Origin of the sequence: Thioclava sp. F42-5, assembly GCF_002213195.1 — a bacterium.
In the GTDB taxonomy this organism is placed as follows: Bacteria; Pseudomonadota; Alphaproteobacteria; order Rhodobacterales; family Rhodobacteraceae; genus Thioclava; species Thioclava nitratireducens.
This window is the reverse complement of sequence record NZ_NBNZ01000001.1, coordinates 736,318-752,212: the sequence shown is the minus strand read 5'-3', so window position 1 is coordinate 752,212 and position 15,895 is coordinate 736,318. Positions and strand designations below refer to the sequence as shown.

Genomic DNA, 15,895 nt, shown 5'->3' with positions numbered 1-15,895 from the left:
GCGCCTTTCTTGTGGGGCTGCGACCCGATGGCCGCGCCTCGTGACCGAACCTGCCGGAGAATGCCCCTGTCCCGCCCACCTCACATTCCCGAACTGCCCGAGGTGGAGTTGGTGATGCGCCGTTCCGGGCGCGCGCGCAGGTTCTCATTGCGGGTGTCGCGGGTCGACGGGCGGGTGGCGCTCACGATCCCGCGGGGCGCGTCCGAGCGAGAGGCGCTGGCCTTCGCGCGCTCGCAAACCGAATGGCTGCGCAAGACGCTCGGGGCGATCCCGCCCGCGCAGGCCGTGCGATTCGGACAAGCTGTCCCGTTCCAGGGGCAGATGCTGATGCTCGAACCCGCGTCGCTGCGCAGCCCGAAGATCGACGGCGCGCGCCTCCTCGTGCCCGAAGATCCGGCACGGCTGGGCGTGCGGGTCGAGACTTTCTTCAAACACGCAGCTCGTCAGAGACTGCATGCGGCGACCGCGCGCTACGCCTCCGAGATCGGGCGTGACTTCGCGAAGATCACGATTCGCGACACCCGCTCGCGCTGGGGGTCCTGCAGCTCGACCGGAGCGCTCTCCTATAGCTGGCGGTTGATCATGGCGCCGCCGGACGTGCTGGATTATGTCGCGGCCCATGAGGTCGCGCATCTGGAGGAGATGAATCACTCGCCCGCCTTCTGGCGCGTCGTCGAATCCCTGCGGCCGAGCTTCAAGGCAGAGCGCGCATGGCTCAAGCGCGAAGGCTCCGCGCTCCATGCGATCCGGTTTCGCGATTGACCCGCGGCGGCAACGTGATCACAAAAAGCGAATGACAACGATTTCCACACGCCCCATCGAGACCGCCGCCCATGATCGGCTGTACCGCACTTTGCGCCAGCAGATCATGGTGGGGGAGTTGCTGCCGGGCACTGCGCTGACGTTGCGGGGTTTGGGCAAGCAATACGGTGTCTCCATGACCCCCGCGCGCGAGGCGCTGCGGCGGCTGGTTGCGGAAGGCGCGCTGACGCTGTCGAGTTCGGGGCGGGTAACCACGCCGGAGCTGTCCAACGAACGGATCGAGGAGCTGGCCGCGCTGCGGGCGCTGATCGAGCCGGAACTGTCGGCCCGTGCCCTGCCGCGCGCCCACCTCGCGCTGATCGACCGTCTCGGTGCGATCAACGTCGCCAATGCCGAGGCCGTCGCGAAACAGGATGCGGTCGGCTACATCCGCACCAACCTCGAATTCCACCGCATGCTCTATCTACGCGCGCAGGCGCCCGCGATGCTCGCGGTGATCGAGACCGTCTGGCTGCAGCTGGGGCCGACGATGCGCGCGGTCTATACCAAGCTGCAGCGCAACGAGCCGCCGCGCCATCACCGGATGATTCTCTCCGCTCTGCGGGCGGGCGACGAACCGGCGCTGAGATTGGCCGTGCGCACCGATGTGACCCAGGGTTTGCGCCATCTGGCTCAGCGCGGGTGGTGAAACCGCCCCTGAAGCGGTGGGGAAGGTGTATAAAATCGGCCTGGGCGACTTGACGCGAGGCGCCATTGGCCGTATTCCGCGCCAACAGATTTTCGGGCGCTGCCAAGCGGCGCCTTTTCATGTTGGGGCCGGGCGCGCGATTCGCGTAACTTCGGCCAGGTAAGAAACGAAGGAAGAATGCCATGTCGCGCGTTTGCGAACTGACCGGCAAGGGCCCCACGACGGGCAACAAAGTGAGCCACGCGAACAACAAGTCGCGTCGTCGCTTCCTGCCGAACCTGAACGATGTTTCCCTGATCTCGGATACTCTGGGCCAGAGCTTCAAGCTGCGCGTTTCCGCAGCCGGCATGCGCTCGGTGGACCATCGCGGCGGTCTCGACGCGTTCCTCGCCAAGGCGAAGGATGCGGACCTCTCGGTGAACGCTCTGAAGATCAAGAAAGCGATCGCGAAAGCTCAGGCTGCCGCCTGATCCCTTTCCGGATCGGAATTTTCGAGAACCCCGCGCCGAGGCGCGGGGTTTTTGCTTTGTTCGGCTGAACTGTCGCATTCCCATCGTCACATCCTCACGCTAGTGTGAGCGCCATGTGGAGGACGCGCTTCAAGCTACTGATCGGGATCGTCGCGGCGCTCGTGCTGGCCATGACCAGCATGACCATGGCGGTTGCGCGCGGGAAGGCGCGTGTCGCGGGCGAGGTGGTGATCTGCACCGGCTATGGCGTGACCACGATCAGCGTCGATGCCGATGGCAACCCGACTGGCCCCGTGCATCTCTGTCCCGACATGGTGCTGGCGATGATGGCCGCCGTCGCGGTCGCGCCGGCCCTGCCGACTCCGCCGCAGGGCGAGGGGCGCAGGCTGCAGACGGTCGAGCTCGAGAGCGCGCAGGCGCAGGCCTTCGTGGTGCCGCGCGCCCGTGGTCCGCCTGCAGCCGTCTGATCCCCAGCCTTCAGACGAATACACCCTCAGGAGACATGAATGATCCGCAAATACCTGATGAGCGCGGCGCTGATCGCCGTCGCTCTCCCCGCCTTCGCCGCTGACCAGATCCAGATCATCGACCCTTATGTCCGGGTCTCGACCCCGATGTCGAAATCGGCGGCGGCCTTCATGGAGATCAAGAACATCTCCGATCTCGACGACCGGCTCGTCTCGGTCAGCTCGAACGTTGCCGCGCGTGTCGAACTGCATACGCACAAGCAGGGACCGAACGGCGCGATGCAGATGCTCGAAGTCAAGGAAGGCTTCGAGGTTCCCGCCAAGGGCGAGCATGTCCTGCAGCGCGGCGGCGATCACGTCATGTTCATGGGGCTGAAGCAGTCGCTCCATCAGGGTGACATGGTCACGCTCAATCTGCGTTTCGAGAAAACCGGACTGATGGTCGTCGACGTCCCGGTCGATCTGAGCCGCGATCAGCCGACCGAGACTGCGCAGGATCCCGCGCCTGTCTCCACACCGGAGATTTCAAATGAAGACGTGACCCACGGCGAGCCGGAACATACCGAGCCCACCATGGATAAGAAAGAAGGCGATATGTAAGCCGGGCAGGGCGGCGCTCAGCCGCCCAACTGCTCCAGCATCACGGCCGCAGCTGCAGAGGCCGCGCTTTCACCGCTGGCCACTGCGTCGCCCAATTCGCGCATTTTCGCCCGGATCTCCGGATCCTGGCGCAACCGCGCAAGGAGCCCCTCGCGGACCTCAGCCTCGAACCAGTGCCGCGCCTGCTCGGCGCGGCGCTGATCGAAATGCCCGTTCGCGCGGCGCCATTCGGCTAGCGCGGTCATTTCTTCCCATGCTTTCTCCAGCCCGTTCTCCTCCATGGCCGAGACCGGCAGCGCCTTCGGGAAACCCTCGGGGTCCTGCGGGCGCTTGCGCAGCAGCCGCAGCGCGCCCGCGTAATCCGAGACCGTCCGCATGGCGGCCGGTTTCAGATCGCCATCCGCCTTGTTCACCAAGATCAGGTCGGCCATCTCCATGATACCGCGCTTGACGCCCTGCAGCTCGTCGCCGCCAGCCGGGGCCATCAGCAGAACGAACAGGTCGACCATCTCGGCTACCAGCGTCTCGGACTGGCCGACGCCCACGGTCTCTATCAGCACGACGTCGAAGCCCGCCGCCTCGCAGAGGCTCACCGCTTCGCGGGTGCGTCGCGCGACGCCGCCGAGATGCGCTTGTGAGGGCGAGGGGCGGATGAAGGCGTTGGGATCGCGCGACAGACGTTCCATACGGGTCTTGTCACCGAGGATCGAGCCGCCGGAGCGGGCCGAGGACGGATCGACCGCCAGCACGGCGACCTTCAACCCCTTGCCGGTCAGCATCATCCCGAAGGCTTCGATGAAAGTCGATTTGCCCACTCCCGGCGTGCCCGAAAGCCCGATCCGCAGCGCCTGACGCCCTTCACCTGCGAGCGTATCGAGCAGTTCGACCGCTTGCGCGCGATGCTCCGCCCGTCCGGATTCCACCAGCGTGATCGCACGCGCCAGGGCGCGACGATCGGAGGCGAGAATGCGCGGAGCGAGGTCGGCGGGGCTTTGATCGGTCATCGGCAGGCTTTCGCTGATTTTGGGTATTCGTGTCAAAAATGACATCAGACGTGAAGACTTATCGGTTACTTGCCTGCACCCTGCGACCTATGTCCAGAGCGAATGGGAAATTCCTGACAAGAGGATACCAATGAGATTTCTATCGAGCCTTGCGTCGCGCCCGGTGGCTGCGATCCTGAGCGCCGCGTTGCTAGTCGCGCCCTTGGGCACGGCGCCGGCGCGCGCCGATCAGAGCGACAAGATCGTCTTCGACGTGGTGCTCAAGGGCATCCGCGCGGGTGAGCTGGCGATCAACGGCAAGATCACCGACGGTGCCTATGGCGCGAACGGCGTGTTGCAGACGGCGGGCCTCGTGGGGCTGCTGCGGAAAATCAAGTTTTCGGCCAGTGTCTCCGGCCTCTATGACGGTCAGAAGTTCACCCCGATGAAATATTCAGAGGTCGACGACGCACCGGGACGCAAGTCCAAGCACCAGATCATCTACAATAACGGCACGCCGGTTTCCGTCAGTCAGCAGCCACCGCGCAAGCCCTCGCCCCGGGATGTCGATCCCGCGAAACAGGGCGGCACGGTCGACCCGCTGACGGCGCTCTATGCGGTGCTGCGTGACGTGCCGCGCGACGAGGCCTGCAAGCTCGACGTGAAGATGTATGACGGCGCGCGGCGCTCGCAGGTGCGGCTCTTCGAGCCCAAGCCCGATGGCAAGAACATCGTCTGTTCGGGCGAATATCGCCGCCTCGCGGGCTTCTCCGAGAAGGACATGAAGGAAAAGTCCCGCTTCGCCTTCACCCTCTATTACGAGCCGAGCCCGAATGGCGGTTTGCAGGTCGACAAGATCGAGACCGACACGCTCTATGGAAAAGGTCGTCTCACTCGGCAATAAGGGGCGGGTGAACACAGACCGCTTTTCTCTTCCGATCGACGTGGTGCTGCCCGATCTGCGGGCGGCGCTTTCATCGCATGGCCGCGCGGTGCTGATGGCGCCGCCGGGCGCGGGCAAGACGACCCGCGTGCCCCTCGCGCTGCTCGACCAGATCAAGGGCCGGATCGTCATGTTGGAGCCGCGCCGGCTGGCCGCGCGCGCCGCCGCCGAGCGTATGGCGGACACTTTGGGCGAAAAGGTTGGCGAGACGGTCGGCTACCGCATCCGGGGCGAGGCGAAGGTCTCGAAATCCACGCGCATCGAGGTGGTGACCGAGGGCATCCTGACTCGCGTTCTGCAATCCGACCCGGAATTGACCGGCATCGGTTGCGTGATCTTCGACGAATTCCATGAACGCTCGCTGAACGCAGACTTGGGGCTGGCGCTGACATGGGAGGTGCGCGGCGCGCTCAGGCCCGATCTGGCGCTGGTGGTGATGTCGGCCACGCTCGATGCAGAGCCGGTGGCGGCATTGCTCGACGACGCGCCGATCGTGGTGTCGGAGGGGCGGGCCTTTCCGGTCGAGACGCGCTGGCTGGACCGTCCGGTGGATAGTTCGATGCGGTTCGAGGCCGCGATGGCTGGGCTGATCACCGAGGCCGCGGAGGCCACCGACGGGAGCCTTCTGGCCTTCCTGCCGGGCGAGGGCGAGATTCGCCGCGTCGAAGGGCTGCTGAAGGGCCGCTTGGCCGATGACATCGCGATCCGCCCGCTGTTCGGCGCGATGGAATTCGCCGCCCAACGCGCCGCCATCGCGCCCGCGCCCTCGGGCCGCAAACTGGTGCTCGCCACGGCCATAGCGGAAACCTCTCTGACGATCGAAGACATCCGCGTCGTGATCGACGGCGGCCGCGCACGCCGGGCGCGCTTCGATCCAAGCTCCGGCATGGCGCGATTGGTGACCGAGCCCGTCTCCCGCGCCGAGGCCGAGCAGCGCCGGGGCCGCGCGGGCCGCGTGGCCGAGGGCATCTGCTACCGGCTCTGGACCAAGGGTGCGGAGGGCGCGCTGCCCGCCTTCGCCCCGCCCGAGATCGAGGTCGCCGACCTGACCGGACTCGCGCTGGAACTCGCGGTCTGGGGTACAGATGGTGGCGATCTGGCTTTCCTGACGCCGCCGCCTGCACCTGCGATGACCGAGGCGCGCGCTTTGCTGGAAGAACTCGGCGCGCTGAAATCGGGGCTGATCACGGAACACGGGCGCAAGCTCGCCAAACTGCCGCTGCACCCGCGCCTCGGGCACATGCTGCTGACCGCGGGCCCCGAGGCGGCACCGCTTGCTGCCCTTCTGGCCGAACGCGATCCGCTGCGTGGCGCGCCCGCTGACCTGACGCTGCGGCTCAGCGCGATTCGCGACCCGAAGCGCTTCGAGGCGCACCACCCCTATACGCCCCATCGCGGCACAATCGAGCGTATCCGATCCGAGGCGAAGCGGCTGGCCCGCCTCGCCACTGCAGCGCCCGAGACCTATTCCTCCGCCGAGCAACTCGCGCTCGCTTACCCTGACCGTGTGGGGCTTCGCCGCAAGGGGGATGCGCCGCGCTACGTGCTCTCGGGCGGCAAAGGGGCGGTGGTGGCCGAAGGCGATCCGCTGGGCGCGCAACGCCTCATCGTGGTGAGCGATCTCGACGGCGATCCGCGCGAGGCGAAAGTGCGCCAAGGCATCGCGATCTCCGAGGCCGAGCTTCGTCGCCTCTACGCGGATCAAATCGCATGGCAGGATGTCTGCGACTGGTCCAAGCGAGAGGGCCGCGTGATCGCGCGCAAGCAGGAGCGGTTCGGCGCGCTGGTCCTCGACGATCGCGTGTGGAAAGACGCCCCGCGCGAGGCGGTGGCGCAAGGCGCGCTGGCAGGATTGCGCCAGATCGGCCTGCCGATGAGCGCGGCGGCGCGCCGGCTGCAGGCGCGGGTGGAGCTGCTGCGCGGGCAGGGGGCCGATCTGCCCGATTTCTCCGATGAGGGGCTTTTGGCCTCCGCCGAGAACTGGCTTCTGCCCTATCTCGGCAAGGCGAGGACCGAGGCCGACCTGCGCAAGCTCGACCTCACCGATCCGCTGCGCGCAGCGCTCGACTGGGAGCAGATGCAGCTGGTGGACCGTCTTGCCCCCGCGCATTTCGAAACTCCGCTCGGCCGTCCTGTGCCCATTGACTACGCTGGCGAGGCGCCGGGCATCGAGATCCGTCTGCAGGAGATGTTCGGCGTCACCACCCATCCGACGGTCGGCCCGAAACGCCTGCCGCTCAGGATCACGCTGCTGTCACCCGGCCACAAACCCATTCAGGTCACGATGGACCTGCCCGGGTTCTGGGAGGGCTCTTACGCCGATGTGCGCAAGGATATGCGAGGGCGCTACCCCAAGCACCCGTGGCCCGAGGACCCGCGCGAGGCCGATCCGACGCTGCGGGCGAAGCCGCGCAAGTGAGCCATGCGCATCGCGCGGATTGACCCTACGAGAGGCTTTCGCGCATATGGCGCGAGGCAATGAGGGAAAACCATGACCGAAACACTGACCTTCGAGGACCGCAAGCGCCTCGAGATGACCGTGCTGATGACGCCCGATCAGGCGAATTTTTCGGGCAAGGTGCATGGCGGCGCGCTGCTGAACTGGCTCGACCGGGTCGCGTTCTCGCTCGCCTCACGCTACTCGCAGCGCTACGCGGTGACGCTGTCGGTCGACCAGGTGACCTTCCAGCAACCGATCAACGTGGGCGAGCTGGTAACGTTTCGCGCCAGCGTGAACCATACGGGCCGCACCTCGATGGAGATCGGCATCCGCGTCGAAGCCGAGAACATCACCGCGGGCACGCGGCGACACACGAACAGCTGCTATTTCACGATGGTCGCGGTGGATGAAAACGGAAAACCCGCAGAGGTGCCGACGCTGAAGCCCGACACGGACGAGGAACGCCACCGCTGGCGCGCCGCCGAACTCCGCCGGGAACTGCGCCGTGAATTCGCCGCGAAGATGGATGCGGCTGCGGATCACGGCGAGGGCTAAGCCTGAGCGCGAGACCGGAGTTCGGGCCACCGCGCCAAACGAAAAGGGCGCCCCGCGGGGCGCCCTTTCGCGTTTCTCTCGACCCTTGGCCGATCAGGCGTGGATCGCGCCGTCGCCGCAGGCCAGGGCGGCTTCGCGAACGGCCTCGGAGAAGGTCGGGTGAGCGTGGCAGGTCAGCGCCACGTCCTGTGCCGAGGCGCCGAATTCCATCGCCACGCAGATTTCGTGGATCAGGTCGCCCGCGCCGGGGCCGATGATGTGGCAGCCGAGGATGCGGTCGGTTTCCTTGTCCGCGATCAGCTTCACGAAGCCGTCCGACTGGAACACGGCCTTGGCGCGGCCATTGCCCATGAAGGAGAACTTGCCGACCTTGTAGGCGCGACCGTCCTGCTTGAGCGCCTCTTCGGTCTGACCGACCGAGGCGACTTCCGGGCTGGTGTAGATCACGCTCGGGATCACTTCGTAGTTCACGTGACCATGCTTGCCCGCGATGACTTCGGCAACAGCCATGCCTTCGTCCTCGGCCTTGTGGGCGAGCATCGGGCCGGTGACCGCGTCACCGATCGCGTAGATGCCCTTGGCGGTGGTCTGCCAGTGCGCGTCAGTCTTCACCTGACCGCGCGGCAGCATCTCCACACCCACGCCTTCAAGTCCCAGACCGTCGGTATAGGGCTTGCGGCCGGTCGCGACGAGGACGGTCTCGGCCTCGATCGACGCGTTGCTCTCATCCTTGCGCAGCTGGTAGTTCACCGTGGCCTTGCCGTTCTTCACGTCGACGCTCTGGACGGCGGCGCCCATGACGAATTTCAGTCCCTGCTTGGTCAGGATCTTCTGGAAGTTCTTCGAGACCTCGCCGTCCATGCCGGGGGTGATTGCGTCGAGATATTCCACGACGGTGACATCCGCGCCGAGACGAGCATAGACCGAGCCCATTTCCAGACCGATGACGCCCGCGCCGATCACGACCATCGACTTCGGGATCTTGTTCAACGACAGCGCGCCGGTCGAGGTCACGACGGTTTTCTCGTCGATCTCGATGCCCGGCAGCGACGACGGCTCGGAGCCGGTGGCGATCACGATCGACTTGGCGTTATGGACGTCGTCGCCCACTTTCACCTTGCCGGTCTCGGGGATCGAACCCCAGCCCTTGATCCAGTCGATCTTGTTCTTCTTGAACAGGAACTCGATGCCCTTGGTGTTGCCGTCGATGACTTCCTGCTTGTAGGTCAGCATCTGCTTCCAATCGACCGAAGGCGATTTGCCCTTCAGGCCCATCTTGGCGAAGTTATGCTCGGCTTCGTGCAGCTCGTGGGTGGCGTGCAGCAGCGCCTTGGACGGGATGCAGCCCACGTTGAGGCAGGTGCCGCCGAGGCTTTCGCGGCCTTCGACACAGGCGGTCTTCAGGCCCAGCTGGGCGCAGCGGATGGCGCAGACATAGCCGCCCGGGCCGCCGCCGATCACGATCACATCATAGTCAGCCATTGTTCTTGCTCCTTGGGTTGGGGCGCGAGGAGGCCTCGCGCCGGGAGGTCAGATCAGCGCGGCAATCGCCAGCGCCAGAATTGCGAAGAAGGAAAAGCCCCAGATGAGCGAGCGCCACGGGACCCAGCCCAGCAGATAGGACGGAATGTAGAGGAGCCGCGCGATCAGGAAGATCCAGGCGAAGGCCACGGTAGCGGCGCTCGATTGTCCGGTAAGTCCGATGACCAGTGCGACGGGGGCGAAGAGAATGAGGCCCTCGAAGGAGTTGTTCATCGCGCGCTGCAGCCGTCCGAGCAGGGTCGAGATCGGCGGCGGCGTCTTGTCGCGCGGGGAAACGGGGTATTTTGTGCCGAGCTCGGTATTGGCCTTCACCGAATACGCCACCATCAGCCCCAGATGGAGCAGGATCGCGAGTATGAGCACGGTCAGTTCGGGGGTCATCGGTCGCTCCCGGAGGTGAGGGAGGACCGGGGGCTGTTTGCCCCCCGGACCCCCCGAGGATATTTAGCAAGAGCGAAGGGGCAGGGGATGCCGCCTTCGTTCCGGTCTTACAGATCCATCAGCAGGCGGCGCGGGTCTTCCAGCGCTTCCTTGACGCGCACGAGGAAGGTCACGGCGCCTTTGCCGTCGACGATGCGGTGGTCGTAGCTGAGTGCGAGATACATCATCGGCTTGATGACGATCTGGCCGTTCTCGACCATCGGACGTTCCTGGATCTTGTGCATGCCGAGGATGCCCGATTGCGGGGGGTTGAGGATCGGCGAGGACATCAGCGAGCCATAGACGCCGCCGTTCGAGATGGTGAAGGAACCGCCCTGCATCTCGGCCATCGAGAGCTTGCCGTCACGGGCGCGGGTGCCCATCTCGGCGATCGTCTTCTCGATCGAGGCGAAGCCCATCTGGTCGGCGTCGCGCACGACCGGCACGACGAGGCCGTTCGGGGTGCCCACGGCCACGCCCATGTGGACGTAGTTTTTGTAGACGATCTCGTTGCCGTCGATCTCGGCGTTGACTTCCGGGACCTCTTTCAGCGCGTGGCAGCAGGCCTTCACGAAGAAGGACATGAAGCCGAGCTTCACGCCGTGCTTCTTGAGGAACAGGTCCTTGTACTCGTTGCGCAGGTTCATGACGCCCGACATGTCCACCTCGTTATAGGTGGTCAGCATCGCGGCCGTGTTCTGCGAGTCCTTGAGGCGCTTGGCGATGGTCGCACGCAGGCGGGTCATCTTCACGCGCTCTTCGCGCGACGCGTCATCGGCATTGACCGGACCGCGCGGCGCCTGCGAGGGCGTCGAGGCGACGGAAACCGAGGCCTGCTTCGGCGCGCTTTCGGCCTTGGCCACGTCTTCCTTCATGATCCGGCCATCCTTGCCCGAACCCTGAACGGAAGCCGGGTCGATGCCCTTCTCCGCCATCAGCTTCTTGGCGGACGGCGCATCCTCGACATCCTTGCCGCCCTTGCCGCCGGCGGCGGGGGCTTCGGATTTGGTCTCTTCCTTGGCGGGCGCGCTGGCGGCGGTTCCACCGCTTTCGCCCTCGGCGATCACGGCCAGCTTGGCCGAGGCGTCGACGGTCGTGCCTTCCTCGGCGACGATCTCTTTGAGAACGCCAGCAGCGGGCGACGGCACTTCGACCGAGACCTTGTCGGTTTCCAGCTCGCAGAGCATCTCGTCGGCCGCGACCGTGTCTCCGACCTTCTTGAACCACGTCGACACAGTTGCCTCGGTGACCGATTCACCAAGGCTGGGCACCATCACGTCGGTCATCTTTCCCTCGTTCGATTGGGGCTGTTGGGCGGGTTTTTCCGCCGGTTTGTCTTCTTTCTTCGGCGCGGGGCTGGCGCCAGCCTCTTCGATCGTCGCGAGAAGCGCATCGACGCCGACGGTCTCGCCTTCGGCGGCGACGATCTCGCCGAGCGTGCCGGCTGCGGGGCTCGGCACTTCGACGGTCACCTTGTCGGTTTCGAGCTCGCAGAGCATCTCGTCGGCGGCCACGGTGTCGCCGGGCTTCTTGAACCAGGTGGCGACGGTGGCTTCCGTGACGCTCTCGCCGAGCGTGGGAACGCGGACTTCAGTGGACATCTATTCAACCCTCCAGTGCATCGTTGACGAGCGCGTCTTGCTCGGCCTTGTGGCGGCTTGCCAGACCCGTCGCGGGCGAGGCGGACGCCGCGCGGCCGGCATAGCGCGCACGGGCATGTTTCGCGTCGATCTTGGCGAGGACCCATTCGATATAGGGTTCGACGAAGAACCAGGCGCCCTGGTTTTTCGGCTCCTCTTGGCACCAGACGATCTCGGCATTCTTGAAGCGGGTCAGCTCTTTGGTGACCGCCTGCGCGGGGAACGGGTAGAACTGTTCCAGACGCAGCAGGTAGACATCGTCGAGCCCACGCTCGTCGCGCTGCGCGAGCAGGTCGTAATAGACCTTGCCCGAGCACATCACGACGCGCTTGATCTTGTCGTCGGCCTTCAGCTCCAGATCCGAATTGCCGCGCTCTGCATCGTCCCACAGGACGCGGTGGAAGCTCGAGCCGGTGATGAACTCCTCCGCCGTGGAGACGGCCTTCGGGTGACGCAGCAGCGATTTCGGCGTCATCAGGATCAGCGGCTTGCGGAAGTCGCGGTGGATCTGGCGGCGCAGGATGTGGAAGTAGTTCGCCGGCGTCGTGCAGTTCGCGACGATCCAGTTATCTTCCGCCGACAGTTGCAGGAAGCGCTCCAGACGGGCCGAGCTGTGCTCGGGGCCCTGACCTTCGAAGCCGTGCGGCAGCAGGCAGACGAGACCCGACATGCGCAGCCATTTCCGCTCGCCCGAGTTGATGAACTGGTCGAACATGATCTGCGCGCCGTTGGCGAAATCGCCGAACTGGGCTTCCCAGAGCGTCAGCGCCTTCGGTTCCGCCAGAGAGTAGCCGTATTCGAACCCGAGCACCGCGTATTCGCTGAGCATCGAGTCGATCACCTCGTAGCGGGCCTGACCCTCACGGATGTGGTTGAGCGGGTAATAGCGGTCCTCGTTCTCCTGGTTCACGAAGGCCGAGTGGCGCTGCGAGAAGGTACCACGGGTGGCGTCCTGACCCGACAGGCGGACAGGGTAGCCCTCGGTCACGAGCGAGCCGAAGGCCAGCGCCTCGGCGGTCGCCCAGTCGAAGCCCTTGCCGGTCTCGAACATCTGCTTCTTGTTGTCGAGCAGACGCTGCACCGTCTTGTGCAGGGCAAAGCCCTCGGGCGCGGTCACGAGCGCCTTGCCGACCTCCTCGAGAGTGTCGGGCGAAATCGCGGTGGTGCCGCGCTCGTATTCGCTCTTTTCCCGCTCCATGCCGGACCAGCGACCGTCGAGCCAGTCGGCCTTGTTCGGTTTGAAGACCTTGCCGGCCTCGAACTCCTCGTTGAGATGCGACTGGAACGAGGCTTTCATATCCTCGATCTCGCCCTCGGGGATCAGGCCATCGGCCACCAGACGCTCGGTGTAGAGTTGCAGCGTGGTCTTGTGGGTCTTGATCGACTTGTACATCACCGGGTTGGTGAACATCGGCTCGTCGCCTTCGTTGTGACCGAAGCGGCGGTAGCAGAAGATGTCGATCACGACGTCCTTGTGGAACTTCTGACGGAACTCGGTCGCGACGCGGGCGGCGTGCACGACGGCCTCCGGATCGTCGCCGTTCACGTGGAAGATCGGGGCTTCCACCATCAGCGCGAGATCGGTCGGGTAGGGCGAGGTGCGCGAGAAGTGCGGCGCGGTCGTGAAGCCGATCTGGTTGTTGACGACGAGGTGGATCGTGCCACCGGTGCGGTGACCGCGGATGCCCGAGAGCTGGAAGCACTCGGCCACGACGCCTTGACCGGCGAAGGCTGCATCACCGTGTAGCAGCACCGAGACGACCTTGGAGCGGTCCGAACGGTCGGCCAGCTGATCTTGCTTGGCACGGACCTTGCCGAGCGCGACCGGGTTCACCGCCTCAAGGTGTGAGGGGTTCGCGGTCAGCGACAGGTGGACCTTGTTGCCGTCGAACTCACGGTCGGCGGAGGCGCCGAGGTGGTATTTCACGTCGCCGGAGCCGTCCACGTCCTCGGGCTTGAACGAACCGCCCTGGAATTCGTGGAAGATCGCGCGGTAGGGTTTTTGCAGGACGTTCGCGAGGACCGAGAGGCGACCGCGGTGGGGCATGCCGACCACGACCTCTTGCAGGCCGAGCTGGCCGCCCCGCTTGATGATCTGCTCCATCGCGGGGATCAGCGCTTCGCCACCGTCGAGGCCGAACCGCTTGGTGCCCATGTACTTGACGTGCAGGAACTTCTCGAAGCCTTCGGCCTCGACGAGCTTGTTGAGGATCGCGCGGCGGCCGGTCTTGGTGAAGGTGATTTCCTTGCCGTAGCCTTCGATACGCTCTTTCAGCCAGGCCGATTGCTCGGGATCGGAGATGTGCATGTATTGCAGCGCGAAAGTGCCGCAATAGGTGCGCTTCACGATATCCATGATCTGGCGCATCGAGGCGATCTCGAGGCCGAGCACGTTGTCGATGAAGATCGGACGATCCATGTCGGCATCGGTGAAGCCGTAGCTCTTCGGATCGAGCTCCGGATGCTGGCCGGTGTCGCGCATCCCCAGCGGGTCGAGATCGGCGGCGAGGTGACCGCGGATACGGTAGGCGCGGATGATCATCAGCGCGCGGATCGAGTCCAGCACGGCGCGTTTGACCGCCGCTTCGTCGACCGCGACGCCGGCCTCGGCAGCCTTCTTCTTGATCTTGTCGCCAGCGGCCTTGCCCTCGGCGGGGGCGGGCCATTCGCCGGTCAGCGCCGCAGTCAGATCGTCGGCTGCCATCGGCGGCCAGTCGCGACGCTCCCAGCTTGCGCCTTCGGCGGATTTTCTCACGTCCTGATCGGGATCACCGAGCGAGGCGAAGAAGGCAGCCCAGGCGGTATCGACCGAAGACGGATCTTCGGCAAACTTCGCATAAAGCTGCTCGACATATTCGGCATTCGCGCCTTGCAGGAACTGCGAGGCATTGAACTGGTCGTTGGGGGATTGGTCGGTCATTTTCCTCACCTTCGGTCGGTGAAACAGGGATCTGCGGGAACTCGAACGTTTATCGCCGGCCCGTTGAAGAGCGCGCTAGGCGCTGGGCACGCGAGGCGGTGGCGGGGCCGCGCGGAGCGCAGAGGCCCTCGCGACGGATACGGGGGTGGAACGGCACATGATGCTGGGTCCTTTCCTTCGCGCGCGGGGCCCTCACAGATACGTCGAAACCGGCACCTGCTTGCCCGGGCATATTGCCTTCTGGCTCAGTGATGTAGGTGCTGATTTCGGGACTTCCATGCAGGGCAGGGATGCGCGCGGGGTCGGATGTGCCCGACGAGCGGGGAGCCGGGACCGGAACGGGCCCGCCATGAGCGGAGGTTCCGGCGAATTCCGTGGCGAGCCATGCGCCGCTCGCGACGCGCTCTGCCGCAGAAGAAGACCGGCCCCCGTCGCTGCTTTCGAGCAGGGCGCATGCGACCGTCCCCGAAACGGGGAGGGAGGCGCGCCGTGCGATCCGCAGCGACATGGGTCCGGTCCTTTCCTTGGTCTGGATGCAGGGCCGCGTACGCCGCGACCCTGCCAGTTTCGAGAGAGCTTATTCGCCCTTGATCGCTTTCATCACCGCTTCGCCCAGCGTGGCGGGGCTGTCAGCGACGACGATACCGGCCGACTTCATGGCCTCGATCTTCGATTCCGCATCGCCTTTGCCGCCCGCGACGATCGCGCCGGCGTGGCCCATGCGGCGGCCGGGAGGGGCCGTGCGGCCGGCGATGAAGCCAGCGGTCGGCTTCCAACGGCCTTTTTTCTTCTGCTCGGCGAGGAATTCCGCGGCTTCTTCTTCCGCCGAACCACCGATCTCACCGATCATGATGATCGATTCCGTTTCCGGATCGTCGAGGAACATGTCGAGCACGTCGATATGCTCGGTGCCCTTGATCGGGTCACCGCCGATGCCGACGGCCGAGGACTGGCCCAGACCCATATCGGTGGTCTGCTTGACCGCCTCGTAGGTCAGCGTGCCCGAGCGCGACACGACGCCGACCGAACCACGCTTGTGGATATGGCCGGGCATGATGCCGATCTTGCAGGCGTCGGGGGTGATGACACCGGGGCAGTTCGGGCCGATCAGACGCGACTTGGAGTCGATCAGCGCGCGCTTGACCTTCATCATGTCGAGGACCGGGATCCCCTCGGTAATGCAGACGATCAGTTCCATTTCCGCGTCGATCGCTTCGAGGATCGAGTCAGCCGCGAAGGGCGGCGGAACGTAGATCACCGAGGCGTTCGCTTCGGTCTTGGCTTTCGCCTCGTGGACCGAGTTGAAGACCGGCAGGCCGAGATGCTCCTGGCCGCCTTTGCCGGGGGTCACGCCGCCGACCATCTTGGTGCCGTACGCGATTGCCTGCTCGGAGTGGAAGGTGCCCTGCGAGCCGGTGAAGCCCTGGCAGATGACCTTGGTGTTTTCGTTGACGAGAACTGCCAT

The 15,895-nt window shown here is 65.3% G+C and carries 14 protein-coding genes; 8 read left to right on the top strand and 6 right to left on the bottom strand.

Annotated elements, in window-relative coordinates; all coding sequences use genetic code 11:
• Positions 1-60 precede the first annotated feature (60 nt).
• The 5 genes from B6V74_RS03360 (at position 61) to B6V74_RS03340 (ending at position 2,987) form a co-directional block, all read left to right on the top strand.
• Positions 61-762 (top strand): SprT family zinc-dependent metalloprotease, encoded by a 702-nt coding sequence (locus B6V74_RS03360; protein ID WP_088719095.1) that lies wholly within the window; start codon positions 61-63, stop codon positions 760-762.
• A 31-nt stretch (positions 763-793) separates the two neighbouring features.
• Positions 794-1,450 carry a GntR family transcriptional regulator gene (locus tag B6V74_RS03355; protein WP_088721947.1) on the top strand — a complete coding sequence of 219 codons (657 nt, stop codon included), beginning with the start codon at positions 794-796 and terminating at the stop codon, positions 1,448-1,450.
• A gap of 182 nt (positions 1,451-1,632) precedes the next feature.
• Complete coding sequence (gene rpmB / locus B6V74_RS03350; RefSeq protein WP_075776204.1) at positions 1,633-1,920, top strand: 50S ribosomal protein L28; 288 nt, start codon at positions 1,633-1,635, stop codon at positions 1,918-1,920.
• 113 nt (positions 1,921-2,033) lie between these two features.
• Positions 2,034-2,387 (top strand): hypothetical protein, encoded by a 354-nt coding sequence (locus tag B6V74_RS03345; protein ID WP_075776203.1) that lies wholly within the window; start codon positions 2,034-2,036, stop codon positions 2,385-2,387.
• A gap of 39 nt (positions 2,388-2,426) precedes the next feature.
• Positions 2,427-2,987 carry a copper chaperone PCu(A)C gene (locus tag B6V74_RS03340; RefSeq protein ID WP_088721946.1) on the top strand — a complete coding sequence of 187 codons (561 nt, stop codon included), beginning with the start codon at positions 2,427-2,429 and terminating at the stop codon, positions 2,985-2,987.
• A gap of 17 nt (positions 2,988-3,004) precedes the next feature.
• Here B6V74_RS03340 and meaB read toward each other — a convergent pair whose 3' ends face one another.
• Complete coding sequence (meaB, locus tag B6V74_RS03335; RefSeq protein ID WP_088719093.1) at positions 3,005-3,991, bottom strand: methylmalonyl Co-A mutase-associated GTPase MeaB; 987 nt, start codon at positions 3,989-3,991, stop codon at positions 3,005-3,007.
• Positions 3,992-4,121: 130 nt separating this feature from the next.
• On the opposite strand from meaB, the gene B6V74_RS03330 reads away from it, so the two are divergent.
• From B6V74_RS03330 to B6V74_RS03320, 3 genes are all read left to right on the top strand, one after another.
• A complete protein-coding gene (locus tag B6V74_RS03330) occupies positions 4,122-4,874 on the top strand; it encodes a DUF3108 domain-containing protein (protein WP_088721945.1) in 753 nt (250 codons plus the stop codon).
• A gap of 7 nt (positions 4,875-4,881) precedes the next feature.
• Positions 4,882-7,332, top strand: a complete 2,451-nt coding sequence (gene hrpB / locus B6V74_RS03325) for an ATP-dependent helicase HrpB (RefSeq protein WP_240497034.1) — start codon at positions 4,882-4,884, stop codon at positions 7,330-7,332.
• Positions 7,333-7,404: 72 nt separating this feature from the next.
• The gene (locus B6V74_RS03320) at positions 7,405-7,908 is read left to right on the top strand and encodes an acyl-CoA thioesterase (protein ID WP_075776198.1); all 504 of its coding nucleotides are present in this window, start codon (positions 7,405-7,407) and stop codon (positions 7,906-7,908) included.
• Positions 7,909-8,001: 93 nt separating this feature from the next.
• On the opposite strand, the gene lpdA is transcribed toward B6V74_RS03320, so the two are convergent.
• The 5 genes from lpdA to sucD all read right to left on the bottom strand — a co-directional run bounded on the left by lpdA (position 8,002) and on the right by sucD (position 15,895).
• Complete coding sequence (gene lpdA / locus B6V74_RS03315) at positions 8,002-9,390, bottom strand: dihydrolipoyl dehydrogenase (RefSeq protein ID WP_088721943.1); 1,389 nt, start codon at positions 9,388-9,390, stop codon at positions 8,002-8,004.
• Positions 9,391-9,438: 48 nt separating this feature from the next.
• A complete protein-coding gene (locus B6V74_RS03310; protein ID WP_075776196.1) occupies positions 9,439-9,831 on the bottom strand; it encodes an MAPEG family protein in 393 nt (130 codons plus the stop codon).
• Positions 9,832-9,938: 107 nt separating this feature from the next.
• The gene (odhB, locus tag B6V74_RS03305; protein WP_088719089.1) at positions 9,939-11,471 is read right to left on the bottom strand and encodes a 2-oxoglutarate dehydrogenase complex dihydrolipoyllysine-residue succinyltransferase; all 1,533 of its coding nucleotides are present in this window, start codon (positions 11,469-11,471) and stop codon (positions 9,939-9,941) included.
• Positions 11,472-11,475: 4 nt separating this feature from the next.
• The gene (locus B6V74_RS03300; RefSeq protein WP_088721942.1) at positions 11,476-14,430 is read right to left on the bottom strand and encodes a 2-oxoglutarate dehydrogenase E1 component; all 2,955 of its coding nucleotides are present in this window, start codon (positions 14,428-14,430) and stop codon (positions 11,476-11,478) included.
• Positions 14,431-15,007: 577 nt separating this feature from the next.
• Positions 15,008-15,895: a succinate--CoA ligase subunit alpha gene (gene sucD, locus B6V74_RS03295; RefSeq protein ID WP_075776193.1), complete on the bottom strand. Its 888-nt coding sequence runs from the start codon at positions 15,893-15,895 to the stop codon at positions 15,008-15,010.

Excerpts from the sequence above, each read along its gene's own strand:
- B6V74_RS03360 (WP_088719095.1), top strand. The coding sequence starts at position 61 with ATGCCCCTGTCCCGCCCACCTCACATTCCCGAACTGCCCGAGGTGGAG.
- B6V74_RS03355 (WP_088721947.1), top strand. The coding sequence starts at position 794 with ATGACAACGATTTCCACACGCCCCATCGAGACCGCCGCCCATGATCGG.
- rpmB (WP_075776204.1), top strand. The coding sequence starts at position 1,633 with ATGTCGCGCGTTTGCGAACTGACCGGCAAGGGCCCCACGACGGGCAAC.
- B6V74_RS03345 (WP_075776203.1), top strand. The coding sequence starts at position 2,034 with ATGTGGAGGACGCGCTTCAAGCTACTGATCGGGATCGTCGCGGCGCTC.
- B6V74_RS03340 (WP_088721946.1), top strand. The coding sequence starts at position 2,427 with ATGATCCGCAAATACCTGATGAGCGCGGCGCTGATCGCCGTCGCTCTC.
- meaB (WP_088719093.1), bottom strand. The coding sequence starts at position 3,991 with ATGACCGATCAAAGCCCCGCCGACCTCGCTCCGCGCATTCTCGCCTCC.
- B6V74_RS03330 (WP_088721945.1), top strand. The coding sequence starts at position 4,122 with ATGAGATTTCTATCGAGCCTTGCGTCGCGCCCGGTGGCTGCGATCCTG.
- B6V74_RS03320 (WP_075776198.1), top strand. The coding sequence starts at position 7,405 with ATGACCGAAACACTGACCTTCGAGGACCGCAAGCGCCTCGAGATGACC.
- lpdA (WP_088721943.1), bottom strand. The coding sequence starts at position 9,390 with ATGGCTGACTATGATGTGATCGTGATCGGCGGCGGCCCGGGCGGCTAT.
- B6V74_RS03310 (WP_075776196.1), bottom strand. The coding sequence starts at position 9,831 with ATGACCCCCGAACTGACCGTGCTCATACTCGCGATCCTGCTCCATCTG.
- odhB (WP_088719089.1), bottom strand. The coding sequence starts at position 11,471 with ATGTCCACTGAAGTCCGCGTTCCCACGCTCGGCGAGAGCGTCACGGAA.
- B6V74_RS03300 (WP_088721942.1), bottom strand. The coding sequence starts at position 14,430 with ATGACCGACCAATCCCCCAACGACCAGTTCAATGCCTCGCAGTTCCTG.
- sucD (WP_075776193.1), bottom strand. The coding sequence starts at position 15,895 with ATGGCAGTTCTCGTCAACGAAAACACCAAGGTCATCTGCCAGGGCTTC.